We start from the raw sequence: 21,339 nt of genomic DNA on the forward strand, positions 1-21,339 counted from the left end.
ACATTTTAAGTATTTACCATGTCAACCAATACCACGTTCCAACAATACCTTCAGTCAGCTTTTACAACCGGCCCCTGGTCCACGGACGAAGTGATCGAATTTGTACTACCGCTTTTTGAAGAAGTCCTAAGCTTCCATGACAACGGCCAGGTCGGCTCCTTTGAAAAGCCCGAAACCATCTTTCTTACTGATGGCAGACTTGATATCGACGAGACTTTTACGCATGCTCCGGTATCGGATTTGAAGACTGTTAAGAAGCTGCTCGAATACCAGCAGATTCACGGCTACACCATTACAGAACGCGTGTTACTGGATGACGATCTGGGCAATAACCGGACCGTGGCTGTTAATCTTCATGTGCAGACCAATCCAAACGATGAACTGAAGCATCCTGTTTATCTGCCAGGTTACCAGTGCTATGAACTAAAAGCCGGTCATCATGATGCCCAAACCGATATATTTTGTCTTGGTCTGATTCTGGGGAGTGTGGTAATGGGCTTGGATCTTTATGAAGTGGAAGACTTGAACAAATTTGTTGTATACCGGAATCAGCCAGCCGGGCTAAACTCCAGGATGCATCCGACCATTTGCGGATTGGTTACTGAAATGACAGAACTTGACCGAAGCCAGCGCAGCCGGGATCTGCAGGAGATCGTACAGCGTCTGAAATACTACCGCGATTACGATCCGCAAAAGGAAACCGACCTTTCAAAACTGGCGGCATTTCAGGTAAAGCAACCGGCTGACCGGAAAACATTTATCCTGTCGAAATTGCGCAACCGTCTTTTTGATACGAGCAGGCGTAACAGGCTCCTGTATTATAAGCCCAATGGGCGCTTTGTGAATCTTACCGTAAGCAGTGTGCCTATGGTATTGCATTACCAGAGCATTAACCCGCAGTTGCTGTTTACCTGGAATAGCGAAATAGCTGCCCAGATTATCAGGCAAAATGATATTTCTCTTAATAAATACCTGCGTTTTGAAGACCACCCTTATTTGAATGCACAACTCAACGGCATCCGCCAACATGCAGAAAATGACAAAAAAGAATACGGTTTCAGCCAGCTAAAACTGGTAGTCGCTTTCCTTCACTGGCATAACCTTAAGGAAGACAGTTCCGAACGAATTCAAAGTCCTTTGCTGCTGCTGCCGGTTGAACTGGACCGAAAGAAGTCATTGAAGGAGGAGAAGTTCACTTTAAAAATAACGGATAATGCAGCTCTTATTAATCCGATACTGGCGAATCACCTGAAGGACCTGTATGGAATTGCCCTGCCGGAAAGCATAGACTTTGATGATGTAAGTATGACGCAGTTTTTTGAAATGCTGCAGGAGAAAATCAATGCCGCAAAACAAGGTGTCAAGCTGAACTACATTGACAAGCCGAGAATAAAGATCGTGCACAATATTGCCCGCCAAACCATTAACAACTACAGGAAAAAATTAAAACTAAAAGGCACACCTGCTTTTCAGCAGGTTGACTATAGTTACAGCGACGAAAATTATAAACCATTGGGGCTCGAATTGTTCCGTCAAAAGGTAGAGCCGCGACAAAGTACCCTGCAGTTCCTGTTGAGTGACAATCCCGTACCAGCTGGTACAAACAATTTTGCTGAAACAAGCGGAACTGCAGTTAAGAGCACCTTTCATTTAACAGACGGGGAAAGCAACGCCTATAGCTGGGATTTTGACATTTGCAATATTGTGCTTGGGAATTTCAATTATAAGAAAATGAGTCTGGTCAGTGACTATAATAAAGTCACGGACCAGGGTATCGAACATCCTGTGTTTGCTGAACTCTTCACCAACGAGCCAAAACGCCGGCAGGAAAAGGTCGTCCCAAATGATCCGGCCGAATGGTACCATGTCATTACCGCTGATCCTACCCAGGCAAAAGCGGTGTTGCATAGCAGAACCGGCAACAGTTATATTATCCAGGGACCTCCGGGTACAGGAAAAAGCCAGACCATTACCAACCTCATTGCTGATTTTCTTGCAAAAGGTAAAACCATATTATTCGTGTGTGAAAAGAGGGCGGCGCTCGATGTTGTTTATTATCGTCTGAAACAAAATAAGCTGGCTGAACTCTGTTGTTATATCCACGACAGTCAGGGCGATAAAAAAGAGTTTATAAAAGATCTCAAACTCGTGTATGACGATTTTCTAAAAAACAAAATGGATCTGACAGCTATAACTGCAAAGAGAAAGGCAGTGCTGGATCGCCTGCTGGCAAAAATTAATGTTTTGCAAACTTATCATCAACAACAACGGGAAGTCGACCCGGCAGCAGGAGTAAGTACAAGAAATCTCGTCGAAACGGTTGTCGGTACAAAAGCGTTTGTGCCGAAACTGGATAATTTGCAAAAAGAAGCGGTTCCAAATTATCATCAATGGCTGCAATACGGGGATACCATACATCAACTGGGAAAAGCATTAGAAGACACCGGTGCCGAACCGCAGTTTTCGGGCCATCCCTTCAGTAATCTGGGTATTGAGGTAATAAAAGCGGAGAATCCATTTAGTCTGATGGACAGCCTCACTACGCATGCAAATGCTTCTATTCAGCAGATTTCTGCCGTTATCGGTCAAAATAACATCCCATCTGAGCATGCGGCATATCTGGAGAATATTAAAAACCTGATCCGGGACGCTGTGGTACTGGAACCATTGGCGCAGAGCAGAAATCTCCGTCTGGTGGAGAAGACGAACCCGGAATCACAGGAATTTGAGGAATCATACAGGGAATACGAGGAAATTATCAATGCGTATCAGCATTCTCTTGATGCCAATAAACGATGGGTTAACAAATTTGATAAACAGGAGGTGGAACAGGCAATCGAACTGGCGGAAAAACATGAAAAATCTTTCTTTAGTTTTTTAAACGGCAACTGGCGACGATTAAAAAATCAGCTAAAGCAATCTTATGATTTTTCCGCACATCAGATAAAACCAGCCTTTAGCTTAGTCCTTAAGCAATTACAGGATGAATACAATATAAACGACCAGGTCATCCAAAACAAAAAGTCTCTGGAGAAAAAATATAAAGTTGACAATATTGAAAATGTTTATTCCGGAATTGAAGTTTTGCGGGGAAAACAGGGTGATAAAGAAATCGATTACCTGCTGGAACATCCACAAGCTAATGAACTCGTCCTGCAGTTAAGCAAATTGAACAACCAATTGCATCAGCTGGAGCTGCAGTTACAGCAATGCTTATATGGAGCTAAAGAAAAATCACTGGCACAAATCAGTGATGAGTTGTCGACCCTTAAAAGCAATATGGATGTATTAAAAGATCTCCTGCCAAGCCTCCAAAAGTTTATTATGCTTCCTGAAAATGTCCAGCAATTTATACGTAAAATCCCTGTCACGCCCATACAGGCGGAATCCGCAATGGCAAGTAAAACGCTTGAAATACTGTTCCGGAACAGGCAGACGTTCGCAGGCATTAATCAGAAGATGTTACAGGAAACGGTAAAAGATATTGATGCACTCTACCGTGAATTATTAATGCTGAACAGCGAATACATAAGAGCTGAACGCAGGCAAAAGTTCATAAATAATTATGAATTAAGTAACGCTTCTTCCGCTGTACTGACGACAGAACAAAAGCAAGGCAAAAAGGAATACACGGATGGCAGAAGAATATTAGAACATGAAATGGGAAAGACAATGCGGTTTAAAAGCATCCGTGAAATTGCATCCAACGAAAGCGGCAACGTCTTGAAAGATATCAAACCCGTATGGCTCATGAGCCCGCTGAGTGTGAGTGATAGCCTTCCGCTCGATACAGGTTTTTTTGATGTAGTCATATTTGATGAAGCCAGCCAGATCACGCTCGAAGAGGGTATTCCCGCGCTGTTTCGGGCACCCCAGACGATTATTGTGGGTGACGACAAGCAAATGCCGCCGAGCAACTTCTTCTCTGCAAAAGCAGATGACCCGGAAGACCTTGAAGTGGTGGACGGTGAGAAAGAAGATGAAATACTCAGCGCTGATGCTGACAGTCTGCTTGTTCAGGGAGCACGCAAGCTGGACAGTACGATGCTTAGCTGGCATTATCGCAGCAGGTATGAAACGCTGATAAGCTACTCAAACCATGCTTTCTACGGGGCCGGGTTGCTCACCATCCCAGACAAGACGGTCCATCATCTTGAGAAGCAGTTAACCGAGATACAGCAACCCGAGGAAGGCAGTGAGCACGCGGCTGAACTATTAAATGGCAGCATTAGCTTCCATTATCTCCCCAACAGCGTTTATGAAAACAGGAATAATATCAGCGAGGCCAAATACATAGCGAGCATGGTGAAAAAGCTCCTGCTGGATAATGTCCGGGAAACCATCGGTATCGTCGCGTTTAGTCAGGAACAGCAGGGGATTATCGAAGAAGCAATTGAAAATTTAGCAGCCGGTGATAGAGCTTTCGACGAGGTTTTGGAAAAAGCCTATAACAGGAAAGATGAAGGACAGTTTACGGGGCTTTTTATAAAGAATCTGGAAAATGTGCAGGGCGATGAGCGGGACATCATCATTATGAGCGTATGTTATGGTCACGATAGCAACAAAAAGATGTTAATGAATTTTGGTCCCATTAACAGGAAGGGAGGAGAGAAAAGATTAAATGTAATTTTTAGCAGGGCTAAAAAACACATGGCGGTTGTCAGCAGCATCCGGCAGCATCATATCACTAACGACCTCAACGAAGGAGCTAACTATTTTAAACGCTTTTTATCTTATGCGGAAATGGTAAGCACCGGTAATATGAAGGCAGCGCGAAACATTCTCGACAGTTTGGTAACAAACGAACAAAAGAAAACGGAAATAATCAATGGTTGTGCTGTTACCACATTACAGATAAAAAACGCACTTGAAACAAAAGGATTGATTGTAGAAGAACAGATTGGTCAGAGTAGTTTCAAATGCAGTCTTGGTATTAAAAGGAAACTGCAAGACCCCGATTATGCTTTAGGCATATTGATCGACGACGAACTCCATTACCGCAACGATGATTTGATGGAGCAGTATTATCAACGTCCGGCAATTTTACAATCTTTTGGTTGGCGTGTCACCAATGTCTTTGCAAAAGACTGGTTAGAAGATCCGGAGAGAGTATTGAGCGCGTTGCTTCGGTTGCTTCAGGAAAATCCGGTTTCCACAGAAGCTGAACAAACCGAAAAGCAAACTGAAGTTCTAGCGGAAAAGGAGGAAAAAGAATTGGGAACGAAGTTGCTTTCTGCAAATGGTGAAAAATTCTGGTCGGTTATTCAGCAAGAACACCAAATTCAGATAAGATTTGGCAGAAGCGGTACGCCAGGTCAGGTGCAGATAAAAACATACGCAACCGCAGAAGAGGCCACCTTAGCAAGAAACAAGCTGATTGAGGAACAATTAGCTGCCGGGTTTCAGCACCTCATCTTTAGTTGATTAGACTATTGAGAAATAATTTTTTAGACCTTCATATTTAGTCTTTAGACATAATGAATATATCACCCCAGGAAATTAAAGACGTTTGAGATAAGAGCGGATATTTATTTGAGCAAAAGGTTGCATCAGTTATTGAAAGGTTTGGGTGTCACACGAAGACCAACCGAGACTGACATACTTGATACTTATTTATTGTGATATTGATTGTGACAGATCAACACATCCGGTATCCTCACTCCCAATCACGAGGACTTATTAAGATTTTTAAATTGTATCTGTCAATCTTTACACTGTTAATGCATCAAACCCGTTGGGTGTTGTGAAAGCAACGCTCATCGAGTACGTTTTGTATAATGCTGTAAATACGGATGTTCGGATAGCAAGCTTTGTAAAACGGCAGAAGGCAAATGGTATGATGCAGCTACAAGTACTGTCATCGACAGTCATTTGTCAACTTCATTAAAAAGGGCGATTGATGATCCTGAAAAGTATGGACTATTTCCAAAACTTTCCGATCGATATACTGCAATGAGAACAGTAGAATAAGTAACCAAAATAAACATAGATTTGTTTTGCTGTATCAGTTGCTGCAGGTTCCTTACTTTGTCCTGTAGCGCGATGGGTGTAATAAAATCCTTGCCGCCAGTTTTCTGCATCAGCGAAACATCTTCCTTATGTCCGATGACAGTATCAAAAAAACTTTGTATTGCAAGCGCCGCTTCTGCCAACATTGAACAATTAAAAATGCTCATATTTTCACCGCCACCTCTTAACGGGATGCATCCGGGAGTTCGTTTTCATTGAGGCTTATACTCAAAATTGAGATCGAAAAACGCCAGTGGGTAGCGTAACTGGTGCTTGATGTCGATTCTGATAATGCCGTTCCTGCTGCTTACCACATTGACACCTTTTAAGGTAGAAGGCATTAGCCAGACGGACACAAAACAGGAAAAATCTTCTAAAAAACGGGAAAAACACGGTAAGTTTATACACTGATTCTGCTCACTTTTGATATTGGATAAAAAACAAATGCCTGGTTCATTCTCACGTTTGGTTTAAGTACACCTCCTCTATCTGCTGAAATGCCGACCCATTTTGTAAAACATTAAACCGTTCCGTTAACCATGGCAACCAAACTTTCAAAAACGCATTACTTTGTTTTTGCCTGCCTCTTTCTTGGCATCCTTGGCAGTTTTATTCAGGGGGAATTCTGGAGTGCCAGGGCACTTGCAGAAAGTACCCTGATCATTTGCGCACTCAGTTACCTCGCGTCAAAATATTATGCAGGCACGATTATCCGCAAATACCAGGATTTTTATTATAATCCGGGAAAAGGACGCCGGTTTTGGGACACCGTTATCATAGAGAGCAGCTTTCACATTATTATGCCGGTTGCACTGGCATTGCTTTATGCCTGCTGTTTACTGATGCTGCTAAAATACCTGCCCCAATCGTCGTACAAGACCGTTGCCAATCTTGTCAATCCTGTCATAGATTTCAACAAGCACTACATCAAATACCCGCTTACGTTGCTGGTTACCGTACTGGGTATCCTGACACTCACAAGATATTTATCTGTAAAAAAATACAAGTCGTTTCAAAAAGCATCCAAATACATCGGTATGCCATTCAAAGTTGCAGCGACACTTTCTTTTTTTCTCATGCAGGACAAAGGCATCAGTAACAACCTGCTGGAATACCATTTTAATGCAAACCCGGTTGTAGCGCAGTTCACAACTTTCAATGCTGCGACGCAACAGGATGTTGCACGTCAAAAGGAAATTAAAACCGCTTTAAATGCTTACCTGGACTATGTTATTGAGCGGCTGAATAATAATTATCAATCAAAGGAAGAGAGCGACACTTCGCAAATTGTGGTTCACCCGGATGCCGTTAAGTTGAAAGCGCTTGTTGAACAATTTCCGCAGGTCAGGGATGCAGTGATTGACCATATCAAACGCGACCCGGTTTATCTGATCGGCGACAATGACAAGACCTTCACAAAGTACCACGAAGCCATATGGACTTACAATGAACATGAAGTAAAAACCTCCAATTTTTATGAAACCGTATCGAAAAAGGAATCATCCTTTTTTGAGGATTTCCTTTCGGTGATTGCGGATGAACGAACCAGTATCAAAAAAAAGCCGTTAGGTGAAAATGCGGAGATCATTCAAAAATTGATGGGCGATTTCTGGAGCGAATTTATTCCCGCTGATAAGCTTACTGAATCCATCCCGCTGCATAAGATCTTAAAAGATAAAGCCATTGACCTGCTCAACGACAAACTGATGAACGGTATTTACACGCTCTTTACAAAAAGAAGGGTCACCAAAAACGATATACAGGAACTTAATACGTATATCGACGATGTTGTTACGGACGACTATAAGGCAGCGCTAAATTCGGTAAAAAACAAGTTCACTGTTTTGGGTGATTATTATTCGGAATTGAGCAAAACCGCAGCCACTGATTATTTTAACACCATTGAGAAAACAGCAGATCGTTCTGTGGTGACTTATGAAGAAGGTATCATACAACAAAGAGCCTATCTTGAAAAAATAAAAGCCGAATGGAATACTGAGTCTGACGTTAAAAAAAATGTGGAAGCACTCAAACGACGATACCCGGACAGGACCGATGAAGAACTGGAGGACTACGTCAAAGTAGTGCGTGATGAACAATTGCAAAATCTGGACGACAGGATCGGAGAGATAGATGCGGCGCTACGGCAAAAGGAAAACCTGAAAGATTATACGTTTATCAGGGACCGTTTCAGCGCCGGGGGCATTTTCCTGGGCCGCTCCATTACACCATATGGTTATACCAGTCCCTGCGGCGGGAGGTTTTATCCTGCGCTAAGGGATTGCCCGAATGCGTTACTTACAGGCAATCTGCTTACGCTTGAACTGAATAACAATAAACTGGTGGTAAAAACTAGCACGGGCAGTTTTGAAAGCGAATCTGCTGTCTCTCCAGGCCTGTTACTTGCTGCCTATAATTATGTTTATGCTGAAAACACTTACCCGGTGCTGATTGATGGTTTTTTTGACAATAAGGGAAACGAGATCTTTGCGTACAATAGAAATTTCACTTATGACGCTGCATTGTTGCACACGCTTTTCAAGTCGGATAACTTTATATTTGATGTACTGGATGACTCCATAGCTGATACAGATCTCCGGTCCAGGTTCCGTGATGCCGTTACTACCTTCCATGCGGAACGCAAAGACGTTTCACTGTCACGCATTTTTGATGATGCTTATTTTATTACGACAACCAAGAGTGGTCATTTCGATATAAATACCCAGCTTACCTTTAGCGTGGTGGCAAACGATGGTGATAATACCAGTACCAGGTACCGGGAAATGAGCGATTTGTCAGCAACGTTCAATAGTAATTACGAATGGTTGCTTAACAGGTATCCCTATCTGAACGACCTTGTGAAATTTGCATCTTACCAGGCGTTGTTCCGTGCACTGCCGCAAAACAAAGTGGACATTACTGACCTGATCTTAAAGAATAAAAATTGAAATTATTTAATTATAGAATTAAATCCCTGCTGTATGGTTTCCGTTAAAGATGTCGCCGATGTAATCAAAATGCTGGGCGATGTTGTCAAGAGCACCCGGGAAATTATAAATGCTGTTAATGATGGCAGAAAATATCTTGCGCTGAAATACCCTGACGCACAAAGGGATTTCAGCAGCCTGATTGACCAGATGCAAAAAGCGATTGAAGGAATGGCCAAAGTAACAAGTGTCATCACGAATTTTCGTTTTGTGATTGCAGGCAATGTTGATGATAGTACGATAGCATACAGTGAACTTGCCCGCTTTAATGACTATATCATCAGCCAAAAGGCGGACGTTGCTGTACTTAGAAATGTTGCCCGGAAACTCAAGGCTGACTGTGGAAAGGTGCGGACGCTTAGAGATAAGCTAGATGAACGTACAAAGGAGCGATCCTGGGGTTCGCTATTCGGATTGCTGGGAGATAAAGCACAGCAACGTACCGTTGAATTACATAGCACGATCAGTAATTTCTACGCTGATGACGAAAGAATGATAGAGCTGATTAACCAGACACTGGATCTCGCGGAAAGTGCGATCAAAGATATAGAGTATGTTCTTGGTCCGGCAGGAGTCGCCAATCCTTATAATGTTCCTGAAGCGGCCACAATCCTTGGGATTTACGCTAAGTTATTTGAAGCTCCGAATAAGGATCTTCAGCATCTGGCAAATATTATGAGTGAGGCTCAATCCGCTCTTATCATAGGATAACCAAGCCGAAATACCGGCTCTGTTGTTTAAGTAAAAAAGGCACCACTCCAAAAGCAGTGAAACATGCTGTGAAGAGTGCCGGCAACTGTAAGAAAAAAGTGGATAAGAACTGGGGAACTAATTGCGCCCACCCATTAAATGATTCACACTTATCTGTAACTTCATTAAGGTTGACAAGATTTTTTTGCCTTATAAAATCACTTTAATACCTTATGGAAATAAGAACGATCACCGTGCATGATGGAAGTAAATATTTTTATACCACATCAGCGTTTACTGCAGCAAACCCTTTAGGCATAGTTAAAGCCACGCTGATAGAATATGCACTTTATAAACCCGACAACAAGGAGGCGCCCATTGGCAAACTCTATAAAACCAATGAAGGCAACTGGTATGATGCACCAACAGATGATGTCATTAACACACTACTGTCCGCTTCCCTGAAGAAGGCAATCGATGAAGCTGAAAAAATACACTCAGCAACTGAAGTTCATTCTTAATTGACGTAATACTACTATCACGATATGTCCATTTCTCAAATCAATCTTTTTTTAGTTGTATTTGTGAAGGATTTTTTATTTTGTTACCATAAATACAGGCGTAGCCGGCAAGGCACTACGACAGCCTCAATCGACCATAAACAATTAACTTCCTGAGAATACATTGAGTAAGGCTTTAAATGTTTTAAAAAATTTGATTTATATACCAATCGGAATTACTCTGATTGGTATGATATGTTATGGTATTTTTTATTTTATTGGTAGCTTATATATTGGTGGGCGTTTGGCTTATATAGGGACGGATAAAACTATAATCGTTGATAGTGTTTGGTACACTTTAGAAAAAATAGACCCGGGTAAGCCAAGCGTAAAAGTAAACCACATAAGGTTTAAGAATTTTACAGGTTCGGTATCGAATCTTCCACCAAAATTAAATCTTGGAGACTCTGTTCAAATTTTATATTACCAAAAATTCAATGAAGGATTAACAATTGAACATACAAATAAATTTATCCAAATAGTAGATGGACTTGGCGGATTTATTATGGCTTTCGTTTTGGCTTCGCTTATGTTTATCGCTTTTTTTGTTCCTTTTATTTATCATACAATCGAAGAATTTCATTTTGTAAAAACAGCAATAGCCAAGAGTTACCAAAAGCCAGAATTTAAATCCGAGCAGATTTTAGAGACACACAAATTTTTGTCTTATTCAATTAGGTTTTTACCATCCATATTATCGGTATTTATAAATGTTTTGGTATTACTCGTCTTTTTGAAAACGTTACTCTTTGTTGAAAAAGCAAATGAAGCTTTATGCGGAGTATTAGTAATAAGTATCTTGATATACTTTGCATTTATAAGCCCAAAATGGGTAAAATGGCTCTACTTACTAAGATACTCGAACCATTGGTTTCTTGAAGCATTACGAATAATCGTAGAAACTGTAATTGGATTGAAATTAATTGGCGAACTGCTTTTTCTATTCAAGAAAGAGGACTATTATTTCGGTAGCCTCTTTGATTTGTTTAAAGAAACCGCTGTAAAATTATTTGACTATTTGTTTGGTTGATGAAAGACGCAAAAGTTGACTTTTTAAATTATTGAGTGAAACAAAACTACTTGGTGCTCGTAGACTCCTATACGATATAACTATCAAGTCATAAGTTTTCCCAATAAAAAAGCCGCAATAATTGCAAGCACGACCAAAACCCAAACATACGCCGGCACGCCTTTTTTCTGATCCAGCAATTGTTGCAGGCTCTTTATTTCATCCTGCTTGACCTTCATTTGCATTTCGCTGAACTCATTGGCGTTTTTGAGTTTGTCCTGCAGGTTTTGCAATTGCACTTCATAACTTCCTTTCAGTTGCGTGGTAACGTCCGCGATCAGTCTTGCCTTGGAATGCTGTAGCTCTTCCATCGTATGCGTGTACAGTTCCTGGAAATATTGACCCAACGCGGTCGGTGTGATAAAATGCTTGTCCGCGATTTTCTGCAGCAGCGAAACATCTTCTTTATGCCCAATGGCGGTAACAAAATAGCTTTGTAATTCAAGCGCTGCTTCTGCCAATACCGGGCGATTAAAGATGCTCATATTTTCACCACCACCCCTTGAAACAACCAGCACATCTGTTTTTTGATCGTATGCCCGGAGTGCCTCCACGATCTCGCCTTCATTGCTGAGGCTCACCCGTACAAAATTAAAATCGAAAAACGCCAGCGCGTCGCGCAACTGGTGCTTGGTGTCGCTGTCGATAATGCCGGTCCTACCGATAATAATGGTCACGATGACGGGTTGCTGTTGAATGATCTTCGTTTTAATAAAGCCATCCACATCCTTATAACCCTGCGCCGCTTTGCGTTGAAGGATCTCAAAGGTTTTTATTTGTTCTTCGGTGAGTTTGCTTTCTTCCTGCGAATGCACTTCCATCACATTCACCTGCAGCTCGATCCTGGCGCCGTTTGCCTGCACCTTTTTGGTCAGGTAAGCTGAACACTCGATCACCTGCCCCGCTTCAAGGTTTACCCGCAATATAGCAGGCACAACCAGCGTAATACTCGCATCAATGTATTCATCTTTCAGGCTGTCATAATACACGCCGTTGTAATTCGCACCTTTGCCAGGCACATAAATGCCTTTAATGGTAAATGGCTTTCGCGTTGCATCATTTGACAGGGCATTGCTGAAGATGTTGACCAGTGCTGAAGGTGTTATCGTGTCGTTCGCGGCCATGACGGGCAATATAAGCAATCTGTAGCTTTGTTTAAAATTGCCCCAAAAACGTTATTTATTCCTTAGTCAATTCTAGTACACGATCAGAAGCAGATCGCAAATTCGCAACTAATACTTGCAGCTTTATAGACACTTAATGAAGGATTTCCCATCAGGATTTCGAAAAATGGAAGAAAATTAAATTTAGTGTACTTCAGCTTTTGTTTCCTTCACCGGTGCCTGTACGGAATTTTTGGCAAGTGAACAAGGTGATTTATCACAAAAAATACGTGAAAAATCACGTTTTTTATTTCAAAAAAAATGTGTTCGTTTGCACCGCAATCGAAATTAACTTTTGCAAGTAACTCGTACAGTTAATTTGATGAAATTTTCCCAGCCAACCTTGAGAATCTTCCATTATTTAGAACGTTTTGTTTAGAAAATATTAAACCCGGAGCAAATAGACAATAGCGCAGCTCGGTTGAGTGACTATTATGAAAATAATTAACGGTTGCACTACGACGTCCCATGCACATACGTATGCGATTACAGTAATTATAACAGATACTTTACCATATGGCAAAAGCAAAAAAAACAGAAGTGGAAGCTTCACTAGTTTCTTCAAATCCTGAAATTACAAAACCAAGGTTGATAAAATTGATAATAAAAAATTATCGTTGCATTGGTTCGACGCCGGTTGAAATTGACCTCAACGATATTGTTGTCTTAGTTGGAGCAAACAATGTCGGGAAAAGCTCCATCTTAAAAGCTTATGAACTTGCTATGTCTCAAGGGTCTGGAAAAGCAGATTTAAAGCGTGAAGATTTTCCGAACAACACAATTGACAATGACAATTTACCTGAAATAGAACTTCATACCATTGTTTATGACAACAGCCCGGGTGACAAATGGATACAAGTTCTGGAAAATGGTGAAATGCTGGTAAGGGAAAGATGGGTATGGAATGGCGAGGGCAAGCCCAAAAGAGAAGGTTGGGAAGTTGAAGCAAGTTCGTGGAGTGAAAATGTTCCGTGGGGTGCCCCGAACGTTGCTAATGCCAGAAGGCCTGAGCCACATAGGGTTGATGCATTTGATTCCCCTGAAGAGCAAGCCAAAGCAATTAAGAAATTGCTGATGCAAGCTCTTAACGATAGAGTGAAAAACCTAAAAGCCCAAAATCAGGAGGAAGGCCAGGAAGAAAACGATTACAAAAAGTTAATTGCACATGTAAAAGCGTTGCAAAAGAAAATCGTATTAGAAGCAAAAGACCAAATTGACGCAGTTAACCAAGAATTGAGTGATTTGGTAGCAAGAGTTTTTCCAAATTACAAAATTGACTTCGATGCAAAACCGGAAGATGATTTAGACAGTGCTATAAACTTATTCAAGGCAGACCCACAACTATTGATGGGACCTGCCGATGGTTATTTAAGTACTATTGACAGACAAGGCAGCGGAGCAAGAAGGACTTTATTGTGGACGGCGATTAAATTTATTTCCGAAAACAATCAAAAGGGAAAAGATAATGGAGCAGTCGTTAGACCTCATTTACTTCTAATTGACGAGCCTGAAATTTGTTTACATCCTAATGCAATTAGAGAAGCTTGTAACCTTTTATACGATTTACCAAGCTCAGACAATTGGCAGGTTATGGTTACAACGCATTCGCCTATATTCATAGATTTTTCTAAGGACAATACAACCATTATTAAAGTTGAGAAAACATCTAACGGCGAAATTAAAGGGACAACTGTATTTCGACCCGATAAAGTACAATTAGACGATGACGATAAGAGAAATTTGAAACTCTTAAATATTTGCGATCCTTATGTAGCAGAATTCTTTTTTGGCGGCAAAGTGATAGTAGTTGAAGGTGATACTGAATATACGGCCTTCAACTACATAAAAAGACAGAAACCCGAAGAATATAAAGACATAAATATCATTAGAGCGAGAGGGAAAGCAACTATTGTTTCATTGATTAAAGTTCTTAATCACTTTGGTTCGGATTACGCAGTTCTTCACGATTGTGACATTCCAATAATTACAACTAAACGAGGAATTGAAATGGCAAACCCTGCCTGGGGTAATAATCCAAATATTTTGAATGCCATGAATGCAAAACCTGTTGGGAAATCAACAAGGTTATTAGCGTCACTGCCAAATTTCGAGTTGGCTTATTTCGGTGAGGTTGCCGAAAATGAAAAACCCTATAATGCATTACGGACATTAGAACAGGATGAAGTAAAATTCGACACTGTTGAAGCCTTACTTAAAGCACTTGTTGATTTTGCATCTCCTCCACCCATAAACTGCACGGAATGGACAAGCATAGAGGACTTAGAACAGAAATTAATGGATTCATTATCCGGATAATATTATGGTCTCTAGGCAGTGACACAAAAGCGTTAGTTATGGTTTTATTTCATCACAACTTCTTTATCTTTAGCATTAAGGGACTTTCAATACGCGCACATTTAAATGCTATTTATGGACAACAACTTTGACAATCTTAAAAGACTGCTTGACAATCTAAAAACAATAAGCTTTATAAACAGGTTATTTGCTTGGAAAAAAATCAAAAACCAGCTTATCGATGCTGCTATTGACTTGCAAAAACTTATTTCCAACATCGACAACCAAAAGGAGGCTTTAACTAAAATTGAAGCAGAATATTCTTCTTTAGCTAAAGATTTTAAAATTGCAGGTGAAGCTTTGATTAGAAAAGAAAACGAAATAGACAAACTTAGTAACGCCGTCAATGAATCAAACGCCAAAATTGAAAAGTTCACTGTTGACAACTCATCACAACTTGCAACGATCAAAGCCTACGAAGAGAAAGTGAATTCACTAGCGAGTGATAACAGATTATTAATTGAAAAAAATACATCTTTTGGTGCTGAGAACAAAAAATTATCAGAAGAAGCAGCGACAAATGAAGAAATGATTTCAAATCTTTCAAAAAGAAAGTCCGAGATAGAAATTGAGGTGGTCGAAATAAAGAAGGATTTACAAAGCCTTGAAAAAAACTATCAGGATGCAAATAGCAAGATAGAAAATTTGACGTCTGAAAATTCTTCCTCAGGTGCCACCTTAAAAGCGCATGAAGCAAGAATAAATTCTTTAACAAGTGATAATAGATTATTGTCTGAAAAAAATTCTAATCTTATAGCTGAGAACAAAAGACTCGCGGAAGAAGCTGCAACCAGCCTGGAAACAATTTCAAGTTTGACAAAGCGTAAATCGGAAATGGAAATTGAGTTTACTGAGACAAAAGGAAAACTTCAAACAGCTTCAAATGAATTGGGTGAGGTAAAGAAGCAAAACACACAATTATTAAAAGATGAAGAGTTCAGAAAACAGGAGCACTCAAATTCAGTTTCAGCTTTATCCCAAATTCAAAACCAAATACAGTCAGAAAGAACAAAAGAAATTGACGAAAGAAATGCAACTGAAATAGAAAGATTAAAAAATTTGAAGGATACATGGAACAGACATCAAGAATCCGCAAAGAACATCGTAAAAACAATTTGCCAAAGACACACAATTCAGTACATTGATAAAGTTCCATTTAAAGGAGATCCCGATAATACGTTACTTATTTGTGACGAGTTCGTAATTTTTGACGCGAAAAGCCCAGGTGGTGACAATTTATCAAATTTCCCTAATTACTTGAAAGATCAAGCAGAGAAAGCAAAAAAATATGCCAAACAAGAAAATGTAAAAACTGATATTTTTTTTATCGTCCCGTCCAACACCTTAGACTATCTGTCTACGTTTGTTTACAAATTTGGAGACCATAACGTATATATCATCTCTGTAGATGCACTTGAGCCTATTGTCTTAAGTTTAAAAAAGATTGAAGAATATGAATTTGTTGATCAATTAAGTCCAGAAGATCGGGAAAATATTTGTCGCGTTTTAGGACAGTTTGCACATTTATCAAAAAGAAGAATACAAGTTGATAGCTTTTTTGCAAGGCAATTTATAGAGCTTGCATATAAGTGTGAAAACGATTTGCCTCCTGACATTTTGAAAACGGTAATTGACTTCGAGAAAACCGGAAAATTAAATCCTCCCCAGGAGAAAAGAGCGAAATCAATACCGATTTCTGAGATCGAAAATGAAAGCAAAAAAATTAAACATGAAGCAGACGGACGAGGTATAGTAATTGAAGATGAAACCATTTCTGAACTGTTTAATGACATACCGCTTTATAAAAAGACAGACCAATAAAATTGCTGCGAGAAATCAAATAAACAAAAAGAGCGCCTATAAGTTATTTAAAACTCCTCCCTTCCGGAAACAACTTCTCCTGTTTGATTTCTTTTGATTGTGCGTTACTTTTCTCTTTTGGTACAGCCAACCTGCGCAGCAGTTTGGAAAAGTCATAACAGACCTGTGTGATCACATGAATGACTTCGCCTTCCTTTTGTAAGGTACCTTCGATCATGATCAGCCTTGCCTGCATGATCTCCCTGCGGTAGAGGTTGAACAGGTTTTCGAACACGACCACGTTGGCTTGCCCGGTCTCATCTTCCAGCGTCATAAAACAAACGCCTTTTGCCGTGCCGGGTCTTTGTTTGACCAGTACCAGCCCGGCTATCCTCACGGGTTCACCGTTGTGCATGTTCGCGAGATCGGCGCAGGTACGGATATGCAGTTGCTGGAGTTTATCGCGTACAAAGCTGATGGGGTGGGCTTTTAAGGAAAGGGAAGTGGTGGCATAGTCCTGTACCACGTGTTCCGATTCGTGCATGGTGGGCAGTTCGATGCCTGTTTCGACATTGGCATCAGGAGAAGCCTGTCCTTTAAAAAGCGCTTCGGGTTTGTCGGTCGTGGAAACTTCCCATAAAGCCTGCCGCCTGTCCAGGCCCAGTGAACGGAAGGCATCGCCACCTGCCAGCAGTTGTAATGCTGATTCGCTCACCCCGGCGTCGCGTAACTGGTTGATGCTGGTAAAGGATTTTGTTCTGGCGGTAAGCAGGGTTGTCATATCTTCCGCACGCAGCCCTTTTACATGCCTGAAACCTAAACGGAGTGCATATTGGGGTGAGGTTTCCAGTGTATTATCCCAGTCCGAATGATTAATGTCCACCGGTCTGACTTCCACGCCGTGCTTTCTGGCATCCGCGACGATCTGTGCCGGCTGGTAAAATCCCATCGGCAGGCTGTTGAGCAGGGCGCAGGCAAAGACATCCGGGTAATAGCACTTGAGCCAGGAGGAGACATAGACCAGCAATGCAAAACTCACCGCGTGGCTCTCCGGGAAACCGTAGCTTCCAAAACCTTCGAGTTGTTTAAACACCCGTTCCGCGTATGCCTGCGTATAACCATTTTGCAGCATCCCTTTGACCAGTTTTTCACGGAACTGCGTGACCAACCCCTGTGCTTTAAAAGTGGCCATGCTTTTGCGCAGCTTATCGGCTTCGGTGGCGGTAAAACCTGCGGCCACGATAGCGATCTTCATCGCCTGTTCCTGGAAAAGCGGCACGCCCAGTGTGCGACCTAAAATCGCTTCGAGTGCTTTTGAGGGATATTCCACCGGTTCCTCCCCGTTACGACGCCGGAGATAAGGGTGCACCATGTCGCCCTGGATGGGGCCGGGTCGTACAATCGCGACCTCGATCACGAGGTCATAAAAACAGCGGGGTTTGAGCCGGGGCAGCATCGACTGCTGCGCGCGGCTTTCGATCTGGAATACACCAATAGTATCCGCGTGGCAGATCATGTCATATACCTTGGGGTCATCCTGTGGGATATTGGCCAGCGTGAGATCAAGACTGTATTTTTCTTTGGCCAGCACAAACGCTTTCCGGATACAGGTCAGCATACCGAGTGCCAGCACATCCACCTTCATCAGTCCGAGCGCATCAATATCATCCTTGTTCCACTCGATACAGGTGCGGTCTTCCATCCGGGCATTCAGGATAGGGCAGATATCCGAAAGTTTGCCACGGGTAATGACAAAGCCTCCCGTATGCTGCCCCAACTGTCGCGGGGCACCGACGAACTGGCTGGTAAGCTCCAGCGTCTTGCGCAGGTGCGGGTCGGCTGGATCAACACCCTGCTCTTTTAGTTTCTGTTCATCAAACCATTCTTCGCTAAAATCCCAGACACTCCCCGAAAGCCGTTCAATAATGTCCACGGTCAACCCCATGGCCTTTGCCACATCGCGAAGGGCGCCTTTCTGGTGCTGCTGCGTCACCGTCGCCACGATGGCCGCGCGGTCACGGCCGTATTTGGCAAACACGTATTGCATGACCTCTTCGCGTCTTTCATGTTCAAAATCCACATCAATATCGGGTGGCTCGTTTCGGGCAGCGGAAACAAAACGCTCGAACAGCAGGTCAAATTTGGTGGGGTCCACCGAGGTAATGCCCAGCAGGTAACAGACCGTAGAATTGGCGGCAGAACCCCGTCCCTGGCAAAGGATCTCCCTGCTCCTGGCAAAACGCACAATATCATAAACCGTCAGGAAATAAGATGCGTAGTGCATCTGTTCAATAAAAAACAGTTCATGATGGATGTTGGCTACGATCTTTTCAGGTATGCCACCCGGGTAGCGCTCCTGTGCGCCTTTCCATGCTAAATGCGTCAGCTCCTCCTGCGGGATGTGGCCTTCGGTAGTGATTTCTTCGGGGTATTCATATTGCAGTTCATCCAGCGAAAAGGTACAGGCTTCCGCAATTTCCTGCGTGCGCCGGATCGCATCGGGATACTGCCGGAACAGCCGCAGCATTTCCGGTTCGGGCTTGAGATGTCTTTCCGCGTTGGGATGGAGTTTGTAACCCGCCGTATAGATCGTGCATTTTTCGCGGACACAGGTGACCACATCCTGCAACTGCCGCCTTGCGGGCAGATGGTAATGCACCGCATTTGTTGCCACCATCGGTACAGCATACTTTGCCGACAGCTCCGCTACCTGGTACAGCCATTTACCATCATCACCCAGATAATGACGCGTAGCCGCGATATATAGTTCCTTTCCAAAAGCATCGCAGTATTCGCGCAGCTCCTTTTCAAACGAAACATCAAAAGCAAAGTCATCATTGAGTTTATTCGGAGGTAAGACAATGAATTTTACACCTTTTGCATGCTGAAACACGTCCACCTTTTTCAAATGACAATCGCCTTTTTCAGCCCGCCGGTTACCAATTGTCAGCAGGTTGGTCAATTGTGACCAGGCTGCGAGATCGGTGGGATAAGCCAGCAGGTCAGAGCCATCGAGCAATACGAGGTGCACACCGGGGATCAGCCGGATACCTTTTTCTTTGGCCGCTACATGCGCCCGTACCATACCCGCCACCGTATTGCGGTCGGTAATGGCAATGCTGTCATACCCAAACGCAGCGGCTTGCGCCACCAGTTCCTGCGGATGCGATGCACCCCGCAAAAAACTGAAATTACTCGTAACCTGTAGTTCCGTGTATTGCATCACTTACCTCCTTCACGCAAAAAAGCCATGTAAATACCAGCCGTATGTTTTCGCTGCATCATAATGCCCCGAACGGAAAAGCCAGTACCGTTTACCTTCCTCGTCTTCCACGACATAATAATCCCGGTGCTGCCCTTCCTGCAGCCACCATTCCTGCTCGATCCGTTCGGGTCCGTCGGCTTTTATTACTTTATGAAAAACACCCCTGTAACGGAAGGACATCGGCGGATAATCAGGTATCGGCGCTGTCACCTCGATGGGTTCGGGCTTGGGTAACAGTTCCAGCGGTCGCGGGCGGTCCATGTACCAGGTCGTCGCTGCCTTTTCTTCCAGTGACAAAGCAGGTTTAAAAGAGCGTTCCGGCCAGTAATGTGCGTCAGGGAGATAACGCTTGACACACGCCATACCCATCTTACCCGTGATCCGGTCCAGCAATTCTGCGACCGCATTATTCTCCAGCCCGAAACTGCTTTCCCAAAGCGTCGCCTGCGGCGCTTCCACATCCTCGACCTGTTTTGCTTCGAGTACAAAAAGCTCAATACCCAGCGCTGGTTCAATAGAGGATAACTTTATCTCAAACAATTTAAAAAGATGCGCAGTATTGTGCGACGCACGGTTGGTGCCGATCTCTATCTTTACTACTTTACTATCTATACGAAAAGCGCTCAGCACCGCTATGCGCAATCCTTTTCCTTCCTCCAGCAAGCGCTTACACAAACAATCCAGTAATTTTTGCACAGCTATTGCTATACCCGTGGCCGTAACAATCGGTTCCAAACAAGGCAGGCGTTCCTGCCAGGGTTCCACCGGTACCACCGGTTGCAGTATTTCTTTGGTTGTTCCAAAAGCCTGGTCCAGCCGCTTTAAAATAAGTTCACCGAAACGCCGACGCAGCGCCGAACGTGGCATGCTGCAGAAATCCCTGATATAATGTAACCCTAAATGAAACAATTGCTCAACGGTTGCTCTTTCCAACCGTAAAGCCTGCGCCGGCAAGTCCAAAAAAGAGGTATTACCATACCGCGCAAATCCCCATGCCGCACCAATCGTATCTGCGATGGCGACCTGCACCTGGTAACCAAAAGCCGCCAGACGGCTTTTTATGGCGTCCATGTATTTTTCCTCGCCGCCCCATAAATGCGCACAACCCGACGCGTCCAGTATCAAACCATCCGGCACGTCAACCGCAACAACGGGAGAGTAGCGGATACACCACTCCGCCAGTGCCTGCAATACCCTCGCGGGCATTTCCGGCTGGTCATCCAATACCTGCAGGTTAGGGTACAACGCTTTCGCATCCGCTACCACCATACCGGGGTGGATTCCCTGTTTTTCAGCAAGTGTATTCACCGCTGTGATAACTTTACGCCTATGATCCGGCACCGACAGTGCAAACGCGACGACTTTCAGCGCCGGTTGCCGGCGACAAAACCAATCCGTTCTGAGTGAACGGAACCATATCGAAATGAAACGATGTGCCATG

11 protein-coding genes are annotated in these 21,339 nt (G+C 42.9%); 7 read left to right on the top strand and 4 right to left on the bottom strand.

Annotated elements, in window-relative coordinates; all coding sequences use genetic code 11:
• The first annotated feature begins 18 nt into the window (after positions 1 to 18).
• Positions 19 to 5,424 carry an AAA domain-containing protein gene (locus FRZ67_RS19190; protein WP_147192206.1) on the top strand — a complete coding sequence of 1,802 codons (5,406 nt, stop codon included), beginning with the start codon at positions 19 to 21 and terminating at the stop codon, positions 5,422 to 5,424.
• A gap of 443 nt (positions 5,425 to 5,867) precedes the next feature.
• Here the strand turns inward: FRZ67_RS19190 and FRZ67_RS19195 are convergent, their stop codons facing one another.
• Complete coding sequence (locus FRZ67_RS19195) at positions 5,868 to 6,176, bottom strand: hypothetical protein (protein WP_147192207.1); 309 nt, start codon at positions 6,174 to 6,176, stop codon at positions 5,868 to 5,870.
• 372 nt (positions 6,177 to 6,548) lie between these two features.
• On the opposite strand from FRZ67_RS19195, the gene FRZ67_RS19200 reads away from it, so the two are divergent.
• From FRZ67_RS19200 to FRZ67_RS19215, 4 genes are all read left to right on the top strand, one after another.
• On the top strand, positions 6,549 to 8,957 hold the full coding sequence (locus tag FRZ67_RS19200) for a hypothetical protein (RefSeq protein WP_147192208.1): 2,409 nt from the start codon (positions 6,549 to 6,551) through the stop codon (positions 8,955 to 8,957).
• 33 nt (positions 8,958 to 8,990) lie between these two features.
• Positions 8,991 to 9,707, top strand: a complete 717-nt coding sequence (locus FRZ67_RS19205) for a hypothetical protein (RefSeq protein WP_147192209.1) — start codon at positions 8,991 to 8,993, stop codon at positions 9,705 to 9,707.
• Positions 9,708 to 9,919: 212 nt separating this feature from the next.
• Entirely contained in the window at positions 9,920 to 10,207 is a 288-nt protein-coding gene (locus FRZ67_RS19210) for a hypothetical protein (protein ID WP_147192210.1), read from the top strand.
• Between the two features lie 163 nt (positions 10,208 to 10,370).
• Positions 10,371 to 11,276 (top strand): hypothetical protein, encoded by a 906-nt coding sequence (locus FRZ67_RS19215; protein ID WP_147192211.1) that lies wholly within the window; start codon positions 10,371 to 10,373, stop codon positions 11,274 to 11,276.
• An 83-nt stretch (positions 11,277 to 11,359) separates the two neighbouring features.
• On the opposite strand, the gene FRZ67_RS19220 is transcribed toward FRZ67_RS19215, so the two are convergent.
• A complete protein-coding gene (locus tag FRZ67_RS19220; protein WP_147192212.1) occupies positions 11,360 to 12,439 on the bottom strand; it encodes an exodeoxyribonuclease VII large subunit in 1,080 nt (359 codons plus the stop codon).
• Positions 12,440 to 12,994: 555 nt separating this feature from the next.
• Between FRZ67_RS19220 and FRZ67_RS19225 the strand changes: the two genes are divergently transcribed.
• Both FRZ67_RS19225 and FRZ67_RS19230 read left to right on the top strand, forming a co-directional pair.
• Positions 12,995 to 14,794 (top strand): ATP-dependent nuclease, encoded by a 1,800-nt coding sequence (locus FRZ67_RS19225; RefSeq protein WP_147192213.1) that lies wholly within the window; start codon positions 12,995 to 12,997, stop codon positions 14,792 to 14,794.
• 114 nt (positions 14,795 to 14,908) lie between these two features.
• Positions 14,909 to 16,654: a coiled-coil domain-containing protein gene (locus FRZ67_RS19230; RefSeq protein ID WP_147192214.1), complete on the top strand. Its 1,746-nt coding sequence runs from the start codon at positions 14,909 to 14,911 to the stop codon at positions 16,652 to 16,654.
• 43 nt (positions 16,655 to 16,697) lie between these two features.
• Here FRZ67_RS19230 and FRZ67_RS19235 read toward each other — a convergent pair whose 3' ends face one another.
• Both FRZ67_RS19235 and FRZ67_RS19240 read right to left on the bottom strand, forming a co-directional pair.
• Entirely contained in the window at positions 16,698 to 19,856 is a 3,159-nt protein-coding gene (locus FRZ67_RS19235) for an error-prone DNA polymerase (RefSeq protein ID WP_147192215.1), read from the bottom strand.
• A gap of 12 nt (positions 19,857 to 19,868) precedes the next feature.
• Positions 19,869 to 21,338, bottom strand: coding sequence for a Y-family DNA polymerase (locus tag FRZ67_RS19240; protein WP_147192216.1), 1,470 nt, complete (start codon positions 21,336 to 21,338; stop codon positions 19,869 to 19,871).
• Position 21,339 lies beyond the last annotated feature (1 nt).

This window comes from Panacibacter ginsenosidivorans (assembly GCF_007971225.1).
Lineage (GTDB): Bacteria > Bacteroidota > Bacteroidia > Chitinophagales > Chitinophagaceae > Panacibacter > Panacibacter ginsenosidivorans.